This window comes from Stenotrophomonas sp. YJH_SMC_91 (assembly GCF_059368495.1).
In genome coordinates this window covers 563,960-578,463 of the sequence record NZ_JCAFRT010000001.1, presented here as the reverse complement: position 1 = coordinate 578,463, position 14,504 = coordinate 563,960, and the positions used below count along the sequence as shown (strand labels likewise).

General features: G+C 67.2%; 16 protein-coding genes. 7 read left to right on the top strand and 9 right to left on the bottom strand.

Features of this window, described 5'->3' with window-relative positions; translation table 11 throughout:
* Nucleotides 1-80 precede the first annotated feature (80 nt).
* From AC5P5X_RS02490 to prmB, 3 genes are read right to left on the bottom strand one after another with little or no spacing between them, the layout of a single operon-like run.
* Nucleotides 81-1,118 carry a 2-hydroxyacid dehydrogenase gene (locus AC5P5X_RS02490; protein WP_043034819.1) on the bottom strand — a complete coding sequence of 346 codons (1,038 nt, stop codon included), beginning with the start codon at nucleotides 1,116-1,118 and terminating at the stop codon, nucleotides 81-83.
* The gene (gene aroC, locus AC5P5X_RS02485; RefSeq protein WP_111189605.1) at nucleotides 1,111-2,214 is read right to left on the bottom strand and encodes a chorismate synthase; all 1,104 of its coding nucleotides are present in this window, start codon (nucleotides 2,212-2,214) and stop codon (nucleotides 1,111-1,113) included. The genes AC5P5X_RS02490 and aroC overlap by 8 nt, the downstream gene beginning before the upstream one ends.
* Entirely contained in the window at nucleotides 2,211-3,140 is a 930-nt protein-coding gene (prmB, locus tag AC5P5X_RS02480) for a 50S ribosomal protein L3 N(5)-glutamine methyltransferase (protein WP_005410487.1), read from the bottom strand. The genes aroC and prmB overlap by 4 nt, the downstream gene beginning before the upstream one ends.
* Nucleotides 3,141-3,263: 123 nt before the next feature.
* Between prmB and AC5P5X_RS02475 the strand changes: the two genes are divergently transcribed.
* Both AC5P5X_RS02475 and asd read left to right on the top strand, forming a co-directional pair.
* Nucleotides 3,264-3,914: an SCO family protein gene (locus AC5P5X_RS02475; protein ID WP_005410488.1), complete on the top strand. Its 651-nt coding sequence runs from the start codon at nucleotides 3,264-3,266 to the stop codon at nucleotides 3,912-3,914.
* Nucleotides 3,911-4,753: an archaetidylserine decarboxylase gene (asd, locus tag AC5P5X_RS02470; protein ID WP_060380517.1), complete on the top strand. Its 843-nt coding sequence runs from the start codon at nucleotides 3,911-3,913 to the stop codon at nucleotides 4,751-4,753. Before AC5P5X_RS02475 ends, asd begins: the two co-directional genes overlap by 4 nt.
* A gap of 91 nt (nucleotides 4,754-4,844) precedes the next feature.
* Here asd and AC5P5X_RS02465 read toward each other — a convergent pair whose 3' ends face one another.
* Both AC5P5X_RS02465 and AC5P5X_RS02460 read right to left on the bottom strand, forming a co-directional pair.
* Nucleotides 4,845-5,192: a ribonuclease E inhibitor RraB gene (locus AC5P5X_RS02465; RefSeq protein WP_005410490.1), complete on the bottom strand. Its 348-nt coding sequence runs from the start codon at nucleotides 5,190-5,192 to the stop codon at nucleotides 4,845-4,847.
* A 23-nt stretch (nucleotides 5,193-5,215) separates the two neighbouring features.
* On the bottom strand, nucleotides 5,216-6,820 hold the full coding sequence (locus AC5P5X_RS02460) for a transglycosylase SLT domain-containing protein (protein ID WP_099527652.1): 1,605 nt from the start codon (nucleotides 6,818-6,820) through the stop codon (nucleotides 5,216-5,218).
* 122 nt (nucleotides 6,821-6,942) lie between these two features.
* Between AC5P5X_RS02460 and AC5P5X_RS02455 the strand changes: the two genes are divergently transcribed.
* Both AC5P5X_RS02455 and greB read left to right on the top strand, forming a co-directional pair.
* The gene (locus tag AC5P5X_RS02455) at nucleotides 6,943-8,448 is read left to right on the top strand and encodes a helicase HerA-like domain-containing protein (protein ID WP_005410492.1); all 1,506 of its coding nucleotides are present in this window, start codon (nucleotides 6,943-6,945) and stop codon (nucleotides 8,446-8,448) included.
* A 79-nt stretch (nucleotides 8,449-8,527) separates the two neighbouring features.
* Entirely contained in the window at nucleotides 8,528-9,034 is a 507-nt protein-coding gene (gene greB / locus AC5P5X_RS02450; RefSeq protein WP_012480898.1) for a transcription elongation factor GreB, read from the top strand.
* 157 nt (nucleotides 9,035-9,191) lie between these two features.
* Here the strand turns inward: greB and AC5P5X_RS02445 are convergent, their stop codons facing one another.
* Together AC5P5X_RS02445 and rimO are read right to left on the bottom strand one after the other, a co-directional pair.
* Nucleotides 9,192-10,028 carry a DUF3025 domain-containing protein gene (locus tag AC5P5X_RS02445; RefSeq protein ID WP_111189604.1) on the bottom strand — a complete coding sequence of 279 codons (837 nt, stop codon included), beginning with the start codon at nucleotides 10,026-10,028 and terminating at the stop codon, nucleotides 9,192-9,194.
* Nucleotides 10,025-11,386 carry a 30S ribosomal protein S12 methylthiotransferase RimO gene (rimO, locus tag AC5P5X_RS02440; RefSeq protein WP_062606164.1) on the bottom strand — a complete coding sequence of 454 codons (1,362 nt, stop codon included), beginning with the start codon at nucleotides 11,384-11,386 and terminating at the stop codon, nucleotides 10,025-10,027. The genes AC5P5X_RS02445 and rimO overlap by 4 nt, the downstream gene beginning before the upstream one ends.
* 204 nt (nucleotides 11,387-11,590) lie before the next feature.
* On the opposite strand from rimO, the gene AC5P5X_RS02435 reads away from it, so the two are divergent.
* The 3 genes from AC5P5X_RS02435 to AC5P5X_RS02425 are packed head-to-tail and all read left to right on the top strand — an operon-like array spanning nucleotide 11,591 to nucleotide 12,864.
* Complete coding sequence (locus AC5P5X_RS02435; RefSeq protein WP_024956336.1) at nucleotides 11,591-12,262, top strand: dienelactone hydrolase family protein; 672 nt, start codon at nucleotides 11,591-11,593, stop codon at nucleotides 12,260-12,262.
* Nucleotides 12,259-12,681: an HIT domain-containing protein gene (locus AC5P5X_RS02430; RefSeq protein WP_005410497.1), complete on the top strand. Its 423-nt coding sequence runs from the start codon at nucleotides 12,259-12,261 to the stop codon at nucleotides 12,679-12,681. The genes AC5P5X_RS02435 and AC5P5X_RS02430 overlap by 4 nt, the downstream gene beginning before the upstream one ends.
* A 15-nt stretch (nucleotides 12,682-12,696) precedes the next feature.
* Entirely contained in the window at nucleotides 12,697-12,864 is a 168-nt protein-coding gene (locus AC5P5X_RS02425) for a LiaI-LiaF-like domain-containing protein (protein ID WP_005410498.1), read from the top strand.
* A 106-nt stretch (nucleotides 12,865-12,970) separates the two neighbouring features.
* On the opposite strand, the gene dcd is transcribed toward AC5P5X_RS02425, so the two are convergent.
* Complete coding sequence (dcd, locus tag AC5P5X_RS02420) at nucleotides 12,971-13,543, bottom strand: dCTP deaminase (protein WP_005410499.1); 573 nt, start codon at nucleotides 13,541-13,543, stop codon at nucleotides 12,971-12,973.
* A 78-nt stretch (nucleotides 13,544-13,621) separates the two neighbouring features.
* Nucleotides 13,622-14,476 carry an iron-sulfur cluster carrier protein ApbC gene (gene apbC / locus AC5P5X_RS02415; protein WP_111189603.1) on the bottom strand — a complete coding sequence of 285 codons (855 nt, stop codon included), beginning with the start codon at nucleotides 14,474-14,476 and terminating at the stop codon, nucleotides 13,622-13,624.
* Between the last annotated feature and the right edge of the window lie 28 nt (nucleotides 14,477-14,504).

Genomic DNA, 14,504 nt, shown 5'->3' with positions numbered 1-14,504 from the left:
CACGAAAACGGGAATGGGGAAGAAACACGCACAACAGCTGGGTTCGGGGAACCTCCTCAAGCGGGGCGCGCGGAGGTTCCCTATCGTTTCCCGGTTTTTTTGCCCAGCGTCACGCGCGCGGCCATCGCCGCATCAGCGTTGATCGCGCTCGGCATGCGCGACGGGCCGCCGTCCAGGCCGAGCCCGGCAACCAGATTATCCACGGCCAGCTGTACCATCGCCGTGCGCGTGGCCAGCGAGGCGCTGCCGATGTGCGGCGTGAGCACGACATTGCGCAGCGCCAGCAGTTCGGGGCGCACCGCCGGCTCACCCTCGTAGACATCCAGGCCGGCAGCGGCCAGACGGCCTCGGGCAAGCGCGTCGGCCAACGCCAGTTCGTCGACGATGCCGCCGCGGGCGATGTTCACCAGGGTGGCTGAGGGCCTCATCTTCGCCAGCGCAGCCGCATCGATGATGTGATGCGAGGCCGGCGTGTAGGGCAGCACGGTGACCAGGTGGTCGGACTGCGCCAGCAGCGTGTCCAGGTCGACGTAGGTCGCGCCGAGCGCAGCCTCGGTCTCGGCCGGAAGGCGCGAACGGTTGTGGTACAGCACCTTCATGCCGAAACCATGCGCGCCGCGGCGGGCGATGCCCTGGCCGATGCGGCCCATGCCGAGGATGCCCAGCGTGCTGCCATGGATGTCTGCGCCAAGCATGGTCTGGAACGACCATTGCTGCCACTGGCCTTCGCGCAGCCAGCGCTCGGATTCGGTGATCCGGCGCGCGGTCGCCATCAACAGGGCGAAACCGAGATCGGCGGTGGTTTCGGTCAGGACGTCCGGCGTGTTGCTGGCGAGGATGCCGGCTGCGCTGAGCGCATCGACATCCAGGTTGTTGTAGCCGACGCCGACATTGGCGATCACCTGCAGCTGCGCGGCGTCGGCCACCTGGGCCGCACCGATGCGCTCGTTGAGGGTGATGATCGCGCCGTCGACGCCGTCCAGCTGTTCGGCGACCTGCTCGGGCGACCAGGCGGTGACCGCATCGGTGCTGCGCAGCTGCACGCGATCGCGCAGCGGCGCGATGGCCGCGTCGATCAGCGGCTGGCTCACCCACACGGTCGGCCGCGTGTCAGCCATCGATCTGCCCGGGAATGCGCGGGGTGATCGTGCCGACATCGCCGCACTGCGCGCGATGGCGCAGCGCCTGGTCCATCAGCACCATCGCCACCATCGCCTCGGCGATCGGGGTGGCGCGGATGCCGACGCAGGGATCGTGGCGACCGGTGGTGACCACCTCGACCACGTTGCCGGCGGTGTCCAGCGACGGGCCCGGCAGGCGCAGGCTGGAGGTCGGCTTCAGGGCGATCGAGGCGACCACCGGCTGGCCGGTGGAGATGCCACCGAGGATGCCGCCGGCGTGATTGCTGGCGAAGCCCTGCGGGGTCAGCAGGTCACGGTGTTCGGTGCCCTTCTGTGCGGCGCTGGCGAAACCGTCACCGATCTCAACGCCCTTCACCGCGTTGATGCTCATCAGCGCGGCGGCCAGTTCGCCATCGAGCTTGCCGTAGATCGGCTCGCCCCAGCCCGGCGGCACGCTGTCGGCGACCACGTCCACGCGCGCACCGACCGAATCACCGGACTTGCGCAGCGCATCCATGTACGCCTCCAGCTCGGGCACCTGTGCGGCGTGCGGCCAGAAGAACGGGTTGTCTTCCACCGCCGACCAGTCGAAACCGGCCGGGGTGATGTCGCCCAGCTGCGACAGGTAGCCGCGCACGGTGACGCCGAAGCGTTCGGCCAGCCACTTCTTGGCGACCACGCCGGCGGCCACGCGCATGGTGGTCTCGCGCGCCGAGGAACGGCCGCCACCGCGCGGGTCGCGGATGCCGTACTTGTGCCAGTAGCTGTAGTCGGCATGACCCGGCCGGAACTGCTGGCCGATGTTCACGTAATCCTTGCTGCGCTGGTCGGTGTTGCGGATCAGCAGCGCGATCGGCGTGCCGGTGGTCAGGCCCTCGTACACGCCGGACAGGATCTCGACCTCATCGGCCTCGCGGCGGGCCGAGGTGTGCCGGCTCTTGCCGGTCGCGCGACGCTGCAGGTCATGGGCGAATTCGGCCGCGTCCAGCGCCAGCCCCGGAGGGCAGCCATCGATCACGCAGCCGATGGCCGGCCCGTGCGACTCGCCGAACGTGGTGACGGTGAACAGCTTGCCGAACGAATTGGAGCTCACGGGCGCTGCGCCGCCAGTTCGGTGATGCGCGCGCTGTGGGCGATCAGCTCGCGGCACTCGACCGCGAAGATGCCCATCTGGCCGACCTTGAACTCGATCCAGGCGAAGTCGACTTCCGGCAGCAGCTTGATCAGGTGCTGCTCGGATTCGCCCACTTCGCAGATCAGCAGGCCGTCCTCGCTCAGGTGCAGCGGGGCGTCACGCAGGATCTTCAGCACCAGGTCCAGGCCGTCGTCGCCGGCACGCAGGCCCATTTCCGGCTCGTAGGAGTACTCCTGCGGCAGGGCATCGGTCTCGTCGTTGGTGACGTACGGCGGATTGGTGACGATCAGGTCGTAGTGGCGGCCGGTCAGGCCGTTGAACAGGTCCGACTTGAGCAGGGTGACGTTGTGCGCCTGCAGGCGCTCCTTGTTTTCTTCGGCAAGCGACAATGCATCGTCGCTCAGGTCGACGCCGTCCACTTCCCAGTTCGGGTAGTAGTGACCCATGGCAATGGCGATGCAGCCCGAGCCGGTGCACAGGTCCAGCGCACGGCTGACATCGCGGCCGGCCAGCCACGGCTCGAAGCCGCATTCGATCAGTTCGGCGATCGGCGAGCGCGGCACCAGGGCGCGCTTGTCGCTCTTGAAGCTCAGGCCGGCGAACCAGGCCTCACCGGTCAGGTAGGCGGCCGGGATGCGTTCGTCGATGCGACGCTGGAACAGCTCCAGCACGCGCAGCTTCTCGGCCTGCAGCAGGCGCGCCTGGCCATAGGCCGGGCCGAGGTCGTGCGGCAGGTGCAGGCTGTGCAGCACCAGCTGGGTGGCCTCGTCCAGCGCGTTGTCGTAGCTGTGCCCGAAGGTCAGTCCGGCTTCGTTGAAACGGCTGGTGCCGTAGCGGATCAGATCGATGATCGTGTGGAGTTCGGCGGCCGTTTCAGCGGTCATGGCGGTACTGCGGGCAAAGTGGCCCCCGATTATAGGGGCTGGCGCCCGTGGCGGCATCCGTTGCGGCGGAAACGATTCGGGCCACAGCCGGTATGATGGGGCCCACTTCGCGCGGGAGCCCCCATGTTCAATCGCAACGCCGGCATCATCCTGCTGATCGCCCTGGCGGCGGGTCTCGGCCTGCTGGCCGCCCAGCAGCTGTTCGCGCCGAAGCCGCCGGCCAATGCCCCGGCCACCGAAGCGATCACGCTGTACCCGCAGCCGCGCGAACTGCCCGACTTCAACCTGGCCCAGTCCGACGGCACCCGCCTGATCCCGGGCGAACTGAAGGGCCACTGGACCTTGGTATTCCTGGGCTTCACCTTCTGCCCGGACGTCTGCCCGACCACCCTGGCCGAGCTGGCCGGCGCGCAGAACCAGTGGGAAGCCCTGCCCGACAGCCTGCGCCCACGCGTGTTGTTCATCTCGGTCGACCCCGACCGCGACAGCGCCACCCGCCTCGGCGAGTACGTGCACGGCTTCCACAAGGACACCCTGGCCGCCACCGCTGACGTTCCCTCGCTGGAGCGCTTCGCCACCTCGTTGGGCTTCGTGTTCCAGAAGGTACCGGGCAAGCATTTCGACGAGAACCCCGAGGATTACACCGTCGAGCATTCGGCCAGCCTGGCCGTGCTCGACCCGCAGGGCCGCCTTGCCGGCCTGGTACGCCCCCCGTTCAACGCGCCGGCCATTGCCCGCGACCTGCAGAAGCTGACCGAGAAAACCGCCCCATGAGCCTCACCACCGCCCTGACGTACGCCCTGCCACACCGCCTGCTGTCCTCGATGGCGCGTTCGCTGGCGTACTCGGACGATCCGCGCGTATCGCGCTGGCTGATCGACACGGTCACCCGCAAGTTCAACGTCAACCTGGACGAAGCGGCCAACCCGGACCCGCGCAGCTATGCGACCTTCAACCAGTTCTTCACCCGTGCGCTGAAGCCGGGCGCGCGCGCAGCTGACGCCGATCCGCGCAGCCTGGTGATGCCGGCCGACGGCCGCATCAGCCAGCTGGGGAAGATCGAGGCCGGCCGCATCTTCCAGGCCAAGGGCCAGTCATTCACCGCTGCCGAACTGCTGGGCAGTGACGAGGACGCCAAGCCATACAACGATGGCCTCTACGCCACGGTGTACCTGTCGCCGCGCGATTACCACCGCGTGCACATGCCGTGGACCGGCACCCTGCGTGAGACCGTGCACGTGCCGGGGCGCCTGTTCAGCGTTGGTCCGGCGGCAGTGAACGGCGTACCGCGCCTGTTCGCCCGCAACGAGCGCCTGGTCTGCCACTTCGACACCAGCTTCGGGCCGATGGTCAGCGTGATGGTCGGTGCGCTGCTGGTGTCCGGGGTGGAAACCGTGTGGAGCGGCGAGGAGATTCCGCACTATGGCGACCGCATCACCCGCAAGGACTACCGCGGCCAGGGCATCAGGCTGGAGCGCTTTGCCGAGATGGCGCGCTTCAACTACGGCTCCACCGTGATCGTGCTGCTGCCGCCGGGCGTGGCTGACTTCGCCCCGCAGCTGGGCGCTGAAAGCCCGGTGCAGCTGGGCCAGGCGCTGGCGAAGCTGCGCTGAGGCTTCGGTAGTGCCGGCCGCTGGCCGGCATCTCCGCTGATCCAACGCGTCGAGCATTGCCGGCCAGCGGCCGGCACTACCGGTACTCGTGTTACTGCAGGGACGGGGCCGGACCGACGTCCATGCCGTCGTAGTCTTCCACGCCCTTCTCCGCGGCCAGCGCCGCGAACTCCTGGTTGCGGCGGTCAAGCGAGGCTTCGTCGTGGATCTCCACGCGCTCCACATGCAGCACGTGGAACGGCGCGTCGCCCTCTTCCGGATCCTGTTCGAACAATTCCACGAAGGTGTAACCCTGCGCCTGCAGGTGCTGCGCCAGTGCCTGCAACGGCTCGGCAGTGGAGTGCACGAAGAAGTACCCCCACAGCAACGGGCCGGTGATGTCCCAGTCGGTGTTTTCGCGGAGGTTGGCGAACAGGTTGCGGGTGTCTTCGAGGTCCATGCGGATTCCAGGGGTCGTGGGGATTACTTGTCGCAGCCCTGCAGCTTCAGCGTCTGGCCGTGGCGCAGGCTGTAGGCCGGGGCCTTCAGGCCATTGGCGCGGGCCAGGGTGGGCACGTCGCACTGGAACTTGGCCGCGATGGCGCCCAGGGTTTCACCCCGGCCCACCTTGTGGCTGCGCACCGGCTTCGGGCGCGCCGCCGGGCGCGGCGTGGCCACCGGAGCAACCGGCGTGGTCGGCACGCTGGTGGACGCGGCCGCATCGGCCACCGGCACCACGCCGCCCACGGCCACGCTCCCGGTGTAGCTGGTCGCGGCCGGGCGCTTGATTGCTGCGTTCAGATCGGCGGTGATCAGCGTGCGGGCCAGGTCGGCACGCGGGCCACTGACGCAGTTGCGCTGGTACAGGCCGGCGATGCGGGTGGTGGCATTGATCAGCGTGCCGGCCGGGATCCAGCCATCGGCCTCATAGCGCGGGTTGAGGTTGCGCAGCGCGCGCATGTAGCCATCGCGGGTACCGTGGCTGCCCAGGCAGATGGTCAGTTCGTAGATGGTGGTCGACCTGGCCAGGCGCAGCGTGGCCGGCTGCGCGCTGATCTTCGGGAACTCCACCCCGTATTGCTGCGGGTGCAGGAAGATCCAGGCCGCGGCGATCACCATCGGCACGTAGTCCTTGGTCTCGCCGGGGAACTGGTTGTAGACGCTGTCGGTCCAGAAGCTCTGCCCGGCGCTCTGCTTGAACACGCGCGCGGCGCGGCCTTCGCCACCATTGTAGGCGGCCACCGACATTTCCACGTTGTTGTTCAGTTCGCGCAGGCGTTCGTTGAGGTAGCTGGCGCTGGCCTCGGCCGCACTGCGTGCATCGAAGCGGGTGTCAAAGCCGGTGCCATCCGGGCCGAGGCCGAAGCGGCGGCCGGTGGCCGGCATGAACTGCATCAACCCGGCGGCGCCAGCGCGCGATGAAGCATGCACGCGGCCATTGGACTCCTTGGCCATGATGCCGAACAGCAGCGCTTCAGGCAGGCCACGCTTCTCCCACTCCGGCCACATCACCGCACGCAGGTTCTGGTAGTTCTCGTAGCTGGTCAGCAACGCCGGGCGCATGTCGGTCAGCCAGCGGCGGATGCCGGCCTGCACCGCCGGGTTGTATTCGACCATGCTGTCGAAGGCGTGCCGCTTGTCGTTCAGCAGCGCGGCAGCGCGCGCGGCCTCCGGTACGTCGGCGGTAAGCGGGCCGATGTGGTCGGGGTCGGCTTCCAGGCGATCACCGCCCTCGTCGGCCACGTCATCGCTGGCGGCCGCGTCGGCGTCGTGCTTGAGCAGGCGCTTGTAGCTGGCCAGCAGGGTGCCCATCTGGCAGCCCTTCTGCTTCACGCAGTCGTTGAGGACATCTTCCATGTCCTCCAGCGCGGCGTCGGCTTCGTTGCTGCCCTTGGGGTCGGCATTGGCGACCAGCAGCAGCGCATCGCTGTAACGCTTCTCGGCGACGGTCATGCGCTGCTGCAGCGCATCCACCCTCACCTTGTCCCGGGCCGAAACCCGCTGCGCATGGGCGTCGGGCGCCAGGGAAACCAGGCCGGCCAGGGCCAGCAGCGGCCAACCGCGGGAAATCAGGACAGGAACGGGCATTGATGGCACTGTGTGCGAAACAGGCAGGCAGAGTAGCGGCGCCGCCAAGGTCCGGGCAAGCCGACCTTCGGACCGTCACCGCCGGCGGTTAACATTGGGCTATTCACCACAAGGGCTGGACCATGGATCCGATTCTGCTCGGCAAAGGCATCACCGACGATGTGGCCGTCACCCTGCTGCCGAAACTCGGCAACCGCCACGGCCTGGTGGCCGGCGCCACCGGTACCGGCAAGACCGTGACCCTGATGACCCTGGCCGAGGGCTTCTCGCGGCTGGGCGTGCCGGTGTTCCTGGCCGATGTGAAGGGCGATGTGTCCGGCCTGGCGGTGCCCGGCACCGGCGCCGAGAACCTGCTCAAGCGCGCCGCCGAGATCGGCGTGGCCGACTACGCACCGGCCGCCAGCCCGACCATTTTCTGGGACCTGTACGGCAAGCTGGGTCACCCGGTGCGCACCACGGTCAGCGAGATGGGCCCGACCCTGCTGGCGCGCATCCTCGAGTTGAACGACACCCAGTCCGGCGTGCTCGACATCGTGTTCAAGCTGGCCGACGACCGTGGCCTGCTGCTGCTGGACATGGACGACCTGCGCGCCCTGCTCGGCCTGGTGGCCGAGGAGCGCAAGGACATCTCCACCGAGTACGGCCTGGTCAGCGCGCAGTCCATCGCTGCGATCCAGCGGTCGGTGCTGCGCCTGGCGCAGGATGGCGGCGAGAACTTCTTCGGTGAGCCGGCCCTGGAACTGGCCGACATCATGCGGGTCAATCACGACGGCCGCGGCATGATCGGCATCCTTGCCGCCGACCAGCTGGTGCTCAAGCCGAAGCTCTATTCCACCTTCCTGTTGTGGCTGCTGTCGGAGCTGTTCGAGCAGCTGCCGGAGGTGGGCGACCTGGACAAGCCGAAGCTGGTCTTCATCTTCGACGAAGCGCACCTGCTGTTCGACGATGCACCGCCGTCGCTGGTGCAGCGCATCGAGCAGGTAGTGCGCCTGATCCGCTCCAAGGGCGTGGGCGTGTACTTCTGCTCGCAGTTCCCTGATGACGTGCCGGGCAACATCCTCGGCCAGCTCGGCAACCGCGTGCAGCATGCGCTGCGTGCATTCACTCCGCGCGACCAGAAGGCAGTGAAGACTGCTGCCGAGACCTTCGTGCCGAACCCGAAGCTGGACGTGGCCAAGGTGCTCAGCCAGCTCGGTACCGGCGAAGCGCTGGTGTCCACGCTGCAGGACAAGGGTGTGCCGATGCCGGTGCAGCAGACGATGATCGCGCCGCCGCGCTGCCGGATGGGGCCGATCACCGAGGCCGAGCGTGCCCAGGTGCGTGCCGGCAGCCCGGTCGGCAGCCGCTACGACACCGCGATCAACCGCGAATCGGCCGCCGAACTGCTGGCCCAGCGTGCGCAGAAGACCGTCGAACAGGCGCAGGCACCGGCCGCGCGCAGCCGCGAGCAGGACGAAGCGCAGGAAGGCGGTTTCGGCCAGGCGATCAAGGACGCGATCTTCGGCACCAAGCGCCGCCAGGGCATGATCGAAACCATGGCCAAGCAGACCACGCGCACCGTCGGCACCAAGCTGGGCAACCAGATCGTGCGTGGCATCCTGGGTGGCATCTTCGGCGGCAAGCGCTGATCTGCCACTACTGGGGTCGGATCCCTTTCCTGCGGAAAGGATCCGACCCCATCGTCCCCCTGAAAAGAAGTCGCACCACATGTCGCGTTGGCGTCCCCCTGCAGAAAAGAGTACCGCCCTGATCACCGCCTCCGGCCACGCCCGGCTGAAGGCCGAGCTGGATGACCTATGGCGTGTGCGCCGCCCCGAGGTGGTGAAGGCACTGGCCGCGGCCGCTGCGGAAGGCGACCGTTCGGAAAACGCCGAGTACACCTATCGCAAGAAGCAGCTGGGCGAGATCGACCGTCGTGTGCGCTACCTGACCAAGCGGTTGGAATCGCTACGCGTGGTCGATACCACGCCGACCGATCCGCTGGCGGTGTTCTTCGGCGCATGGGTGGAACTGGAGAACGTGGACAGCGGTGAGACCAGCCGCTATCGCATTGTCGGGCCGGATGAGACCGATGCCGGGCTGGGTTGGATCAGCATCGATTCCCCCCTGGCGCGTGCGCTGCTGAAGAAGCGGCTGGATGATGAATTTTCGGTGGAACTGCCCGGCGGCCAGTTCACCTTCGCGGTGATCAGCGTGGAATACGAACCGCTGTAGCGTCGACTGTCAGTCGACTACCGCGCCAAGCGCGGCACAAACCTCCGCAGCCGGACGGCAAACGCACCGCGCTCCTCATCGCGGTTGATGACTCGCCGAAGCCATCTGTCGGGCGTTCACGGCCTCGGAACGAAGAGCAGTCGACTGACAGTCGACTCTACATAGCCCCGTGCAACGGCGGCGGGTACTGGCGGCCGGCACGCAGCGGGCGGAAGTACGCGGCATCTGCATAGAAGGCGGCATCCTGTCCCTGGTGCCAGCCCGGGATTCCCGCCAGCGGCAGCGGACGCAACTGCAGGGGATCGGTCACTGCCCTGCCCTCGGCGATGGCCGCGGTCACTGCGTCAACGCAGGCATCATCGACTTCACCGTGCACCACCACGCACTTGCCGACCAGCAGGCGCCCCGGTAGCAGCGCCTGCTCCATCAGCGCGTGCCCGAATATCGCAGCGATAGCGATGTCACCACTCTGCCAGCGCGCAGGCTCGAACAACGCCGGCCAATCATGCACGTCCCATGCGGCCAACACGTCCTCATCGCGCACACGCACGATCACACCGGTTTCGTCGAACTGGGTCAGCGCGGCCTGCGCGCGATTGCGCTGCCCCGGCGGCATGGATGCGATATGCCTGCACTGCTGCACATTGAGCACCTGCTTGAGCTGCGGGTAACGGGCCCACACCAGTGCATTGAACAGGTCATGCCAGTTGTCGGCGCGGGTGGCGATGCGCCCCTGTGCGATGCGGGCTTCGTAGTGCAGGCCGTCGGCCAGCAGCGCGGCATCCTGCTCGACCAGGTGCTTGCCGGGCAGCGTGAGGCGTGTCTCGAGCGCTGCAATGGACGGCCACTCAGGGCTGGCCAGCAGTTCATGGACGTCGCGCAACCCGGCAAACACCGGGTGCGCGAACACCTGCGGATCGACCGCCGCACGCGGCGGCGGCACGAAGCGGCGCACACCGCTGCCGTCACCGGCGGCGGTCGTCGCTGCGGTCACAGCATCTTGAGATCGAATGCCGGGCGGGTAGCGGCCGGCAGCGCATCACCGTACAGGTCGTGCTCATCGCTCTCGGTGATTTCCACGTCGACGAACTCACCCACGCGCAGCGGCACCTGGTCGGCATTCTGGATGTGCACCAGGCCGTCGATCTCCGGCGCATCGGCCTTGGAACGGGCCACGGCGATGTCACCTTCGATGGCATCGACCAGGCACTGCTGCACGGTACCGATCTTGGCTTCCAGGCGCGCGGCGGAAATCTGCGCCTGCTTCTCCATGAAACGGGCCAGGCGTTCCTGCTTCACTTCTTCCGGCACGGCATCGGGCAAGTCATTGGCGGTGGCGCCCTCGACCGGCGAGTAGGCGAACGCACCGACGCGATCCAGCTGTGCCTCGTCCAGGAACGACAGCAGTTCTTCGAACTCGGCCTCGGTCTCGCCCGGGAAGCCGACGATGAAAGTCGAACGCACGGTGATGTCCGGCGCGATGCGGCGCCAGTTCTGCACACGCTCCAGGGTCTTCTCGACCGCACCCGGACGCTTCATCAGGCGCAGGATGCGCGGGCTGGCATGCTGGAACGGAATGTCCAGGTACGGCAGGATGCGGTTCTCGGCCATCAGCGGCACCACCTCGTCCACGTGCGGGTACGGGTAGACGTAGTGCATGCGAACCCACGCATCCAGCTCGGACAGACCTTCGCACAGTGCCTTCAGGCGGGTCTGGTAGGCCTTGTTGCGCCACATCTTCTCGGCGTACTTCACGTCCACGCCATAGGCCGAGGTGTCCTGCGACACCACCAGCAGCTCGCGCACGCCACCACGCACCAGGCGCTCGGCCTCACGCAGCACCTCGTCGACCGGGCGCGAGACCAGCTTGCCGCGCATCGACGGGATGATGCAGAAGCTGCACTTGTGGTTGCAGCCTTCGGAAATCTTCAGGTAGGCATAGTGGCGCGGGGTCAGCTTGATGCCGTAGTCAGGCACCAGGTCCACGAACGGATCGTGCTTGGGCGGCAGTGCTTCATGCACCGCTTCCATCACGCTGTGGTAGTCCTGCGGGCCGGACACCGCCAGCACGTTCGGATACGCCTCGCGGATCTGCTCCGGGCGCTTGCCCAGGCAGCCGGTGACGATGACCTTGCCGTTCTGGTTCATCGCCTCGCCAATCGCGTCCAGCGACTCGGTCACCGCCGAATCGATGAAGCCGCAGGTGTTGACCACCACCACATCGGCCGAATCGTAGGACGGGACGATGTCGTAACCTTCCGAGCGGAGCTGGGTGAGGATGCGCTCGGAATCGACAAGGGCCTTCGGGCAGCCAAGGCTGACGAAGCCGACTTTGGGGTTCAGCTGGGACATGGAATCGCGGGACTCTGGGGGCCTGGGCCCCTGCCGGCATGGCAGGGGTTCCTGGGGGCCGGGGCCTGAAAGGGCGCCAGTATACCGGGGTTGGCGGCCGGGCTCTGAATGGCCAGCCGCCCGATCACGCACAGCCGCTGACACCGCGCTAACCCGCGCAGCACCGACAATGCAGTCCTGTCCCTGCAACGAGAGTAGATGACGATGGCCGAGTGGATCACCCTGGATACGCACCACGGCGCGGTACGGGCCTGGCAGGCACTCCCCGAGGGCACCGCGCGAGGCGGGCTGGTGGTGGTGCAGGAAATCTTCGGCGCGAACCCGCACATCCGCGGCGTGGCCGAACGCTTCGCCGCCGAGGGCTATGCGGTGCTGGCACCGTCGTTCTTTGACCTGATTGATGGCCCCGATGCCGACCCGGATGCCCTGCCCTACGACGCCGACGGCGTGAAGCAGGGCCTGGAACGGGTCAGCGCGCTGGGCATGGAGAAGGCGCTGGAAGTGGTCCGCGCGGCAGCCACCCGGCTGGCCCCCTACGGCAAGGTCGGCACCGTCGGCTACTGCTGGGGCGGTACGGTAGCGATGCTGTCCGCAGTGCGCCTGGGCCTGCCCTCTGTCAGCTACTACGGCGCGCGCAACGTCCAGTTCCTCGATGAGACGCCGAAGGCGCCGGTGATCTTCCACTTCGGCGCCCAGGACCGCAGCATCCCGCCGGAAGCGGTCCAGGCCCATCGCGAGAAGCTGCCGCAGATGGCCACCTTCGTCTATCCGGCCGACCACGCCTTCAACCGGGAGGTCGGACATGCGTATGATCCAGACAGCGCCGCCCTGGCGCTGCAACGCACCCTGGACTTCTTCTCGGAGCATCTTGGATGAGCGAATTCGAACTCGATTCACGCCTGGCCACCGATAGCGTGCTGGTGGCCGAAGGACCGTTGTCGCAAGTGCGGCTGATGAACGACGAACGATTCCCGTGGCTGGTACTGGTACCGCGCCTGGCCGGGGTCACCGAGTGGATCGAGCTGGACGGCGAGCAGCAGGACAAGCTGCGCACCGAGCTCAATCGTGCCTGCAAGGCCCTGAAGGGCGCCGACGGGGTGGAGAAGATCAACATCGGCGCGTTGGGCAACATCGTGCGCCAGCTGCACTTCCACGTGATCGGCCGCCATGACGGTGATCCGGCCTGGCCGGGCCCGGTCTGGGGCAGCGGTCCCGCGCACCGCTACGAAGCGGCGGCACTGGACCAGCATGTCGCCTACTGGAAGGAACGGCTAGGATATCCGGCCCACACCTGAGCCTTCGCCGACCCGATGCGATTCAACCTCGTTGCCGCCATCCTGCTGATCCTGATCGGCCTGTTCATGCTCGCCAGCAACCTCGGCTGGACGCACCTGAACCTGTCAAAGCTGCTGCTGACCTGGTGGCCGGTGGCGCTGGTGGGTGTCGGGATCGCGATGCTGTTCGGGCGCGGAAAATAACGAAGGCGGCGCATTGCGCCGCCCTCGTTCATGCAGAGCCGAGCCATGCTCGGCTGCCCCGCCTTGAAGCCGAGCATGGCTCGGCTCCACAAACCGCCTGCAATCTTCAGGTCCGCGGCAGGGTCACACCGGTCTGGCCCTGGTACTTGCCGCCACGATCGCGGTACGACGTCTCGCAGATATCATCAGCCGCGGCCTGGAAGAACAGCATCTGTGCAACGCCTTCGTTGGCGTAGATGCGCGCCGGCAGCGGCGTGGTGTTGCTGAATTCCAGGGTGACGTGGCCTTCCCATTCCGGCTCCAGCGGCGTCACGTTGACGATGATGCCGCAGCGCGCATAGGTGCTCTTGCCCAGGCACACCACCAGGGTGTCGCGGGGGATGCGGAAATACTCCACGGTACGCGCCAGCGCGAAGCTGTTCGGCGGAATGATGCACTCGTCGGCGGTGATGTCGACGAAGCTGCCCGAGTCGAAATGCTTGGGATCGACGATGGTCGAGTTGATGTTGGTGAACACCTTGAACTCGCGCGAGCAGCGCACGTCGTAGCCATAGCTGGACGTGCCGTAGCTGACGATGCGCTCGCCGTTGGCCTGCTTGACCTGCCCTGCCTCGAACGGCTCGATCATGCCGTGCTGCTCGGACATGCGGCGGATCCAACGGTCACTCTTGATGCTCATGCTTTGTCCTGGGGGATACGAGGGGCGCGAGGATTCTAGCAGGGGGCCGGGCATCGCCGACGGACCCGGCCGAGGTGCTTACAGCAGCGAAGACAGGATCGGAATCGACGCCCGCGGGCGCTTGCCCACTTCCTCGATCAGGCGCTGCGCGGCATGGCGGTAGGCCTGCGCCGGCACCGAATCGGGCTGCGCCACGGTGATCGGGGTACCGCTATCGCCCTGCTCGCGGATGCCGATCTGCAGCGGCAGCGATCCCAGCAGCGGCACGCCGTACTGCGCGGCCATGCGCTCGCCACCGCCCTCGCCGAACAGATGCTCGACATGCCCGCAGTTGCTGCAGGTGTGCACGGCCATGTTCTCGACAATGCCCAGCACCGGCACCTCGACCTTCTCGAACATCTTCAGCGCCTTCTTCGCATCCAGCGTGGCGATGTCCTGCGGCGTGGTGACGATCACCGCACCGGCCAGCGGGATCTTCTGGGTCAGAGTCAGCTGGATGTCGCCGGTGCCCGGCGGCAGGTCGATCAGCAGGAAATCCAGGTCATCCCACAGCGTGTCGTTGAACAGCTGGGTCATTGCCGAGGTGGCCATCGGACCGCGCCAGATCATCGGCGTGTCCTCTTCGATCAGGTAACCGATCGACATCGTGTCCACGCCGAACGCGCGCAGGGGCTCGATGCTCTTGTTGTCGGGACTTTCCGGCCGCCCGGACAAGCCCAGCATGGCGGGCACGCTGGGGCCGTAGATGTCCGCGTCCAGCACGCCGACACGTGCGCCCAGCTGCTGCAGCGCCACGGCCAGATTGACCGCGGTGGTCGACTTGCCCACGCCGCCCTTGCCGGAGCCGACCGCGATGACATTGCGGATGCGGGCATGTGGCGTCAGTCCCTTCCGGACCTGGCTGGCATGGGGGCGGCGGGGGGAACTGTTCACAACGGGCACCAGCTGTATCAGGGGGAAT

What these genes read in the sequence shown, in the direction of transcription:
- AC5P5X_RS02490 (WP_043034819.1), bottom strand. Translation starts at nt 1,118, where the DNA reads ATGGCTGACACGCGGCCGACCGTGTGGGTGAGCCAGCCGCTGATCGAC.
- asd (WP_060380517.1), top strand. Translation starts at nt 3,911, where the DNA reads ATGAGCCTCACCACCGCCCTGACGTACGCCCTGCCACACCGCCTGCTG.
- greB (WP_012480898.1), top strand. Translation starts at nt 8,528, where the DNA reads ATGTCGCGTTGGCGTCCCCCTGCAGAAAAGAGTACCGCCCTGATCACC.
- AC5P5X_RS02460 (WP_099527652.1), bottom strand. Translation starts at nt 6,820, where the DNA reads ATGCCCGTTCCTGTCCTGATTTCCCGCGGTTGGCCGCTGCTGGCCCTG.
- prmB (WP_005410487.1), bottom strand. Translation starts at nt 3,140, where the DNA reads ATGACCGCTGAAACGGCCGCCGAACTCCACACGATCATCGATCTGATC.
- AC5P5X_RS02425 (WP_005410498.1), top strand. Translation starts at nt 12,697, where the DNA reads ATGCGATTCAACCTCGTTGCCGCCATCCTGCTGATCCTGATCGGCCTG.
- AC5P5X_RS02475 (WP_005410488.1), top strand. Translation starts at nt 3,264, where the DNA reads ATGTTCAATCGCAACGCCGGCATCATCCTGCTGATCGCCCTGGCGGCG.
- AC5P5X_RS02455 (WP_005410492.1), top strand. Translation starts at nt 6,943, where the DNA reads ATGGATCCGATTCTGCTCGGCAAAGGCATCACCGACGATGTGGCCGTC.
- AC5P5X_RS02435 (WP_024956336.1), top strand. Translation starts at nt 11,591, where the DNA reads ATGGCCGAGTGGATCACCCTGGATACGCACCACGGCGCGGTACGGGCC.
- dcd (WP_005410499.1), bottom strand. Translation starts at nt 13,543, where the DNA reads ATGAGCATCAAGAGTGACCGTTGGATCCGCCGCATGTCCGAGCAGCAC.
- AC5P5X_RS02465 (WP_005410490.1), bottom strand. Translation starts at nt 5,192, where the DNA reads ATGGACCTCGAAGACACCCGCAACCTGTTCGCCAACCTCCGCGAAAAC.
- AC5P5X_RS02430 (WP_005410497.1), top strand. Translation starts at nt 12,259, where the DNA reads ATGAGCGAATTCGAACTCGATTCACGCCTGGCCACCGATAGCGTGCTG.
- rimO (WP_062606164.1), bottom strand. Translation starts at nt 11,386, where the DNA reads ATGTCCCAGCTGAACCCCAAAGTCGGCTTCGTCAGCCTTGGCTGCCCG.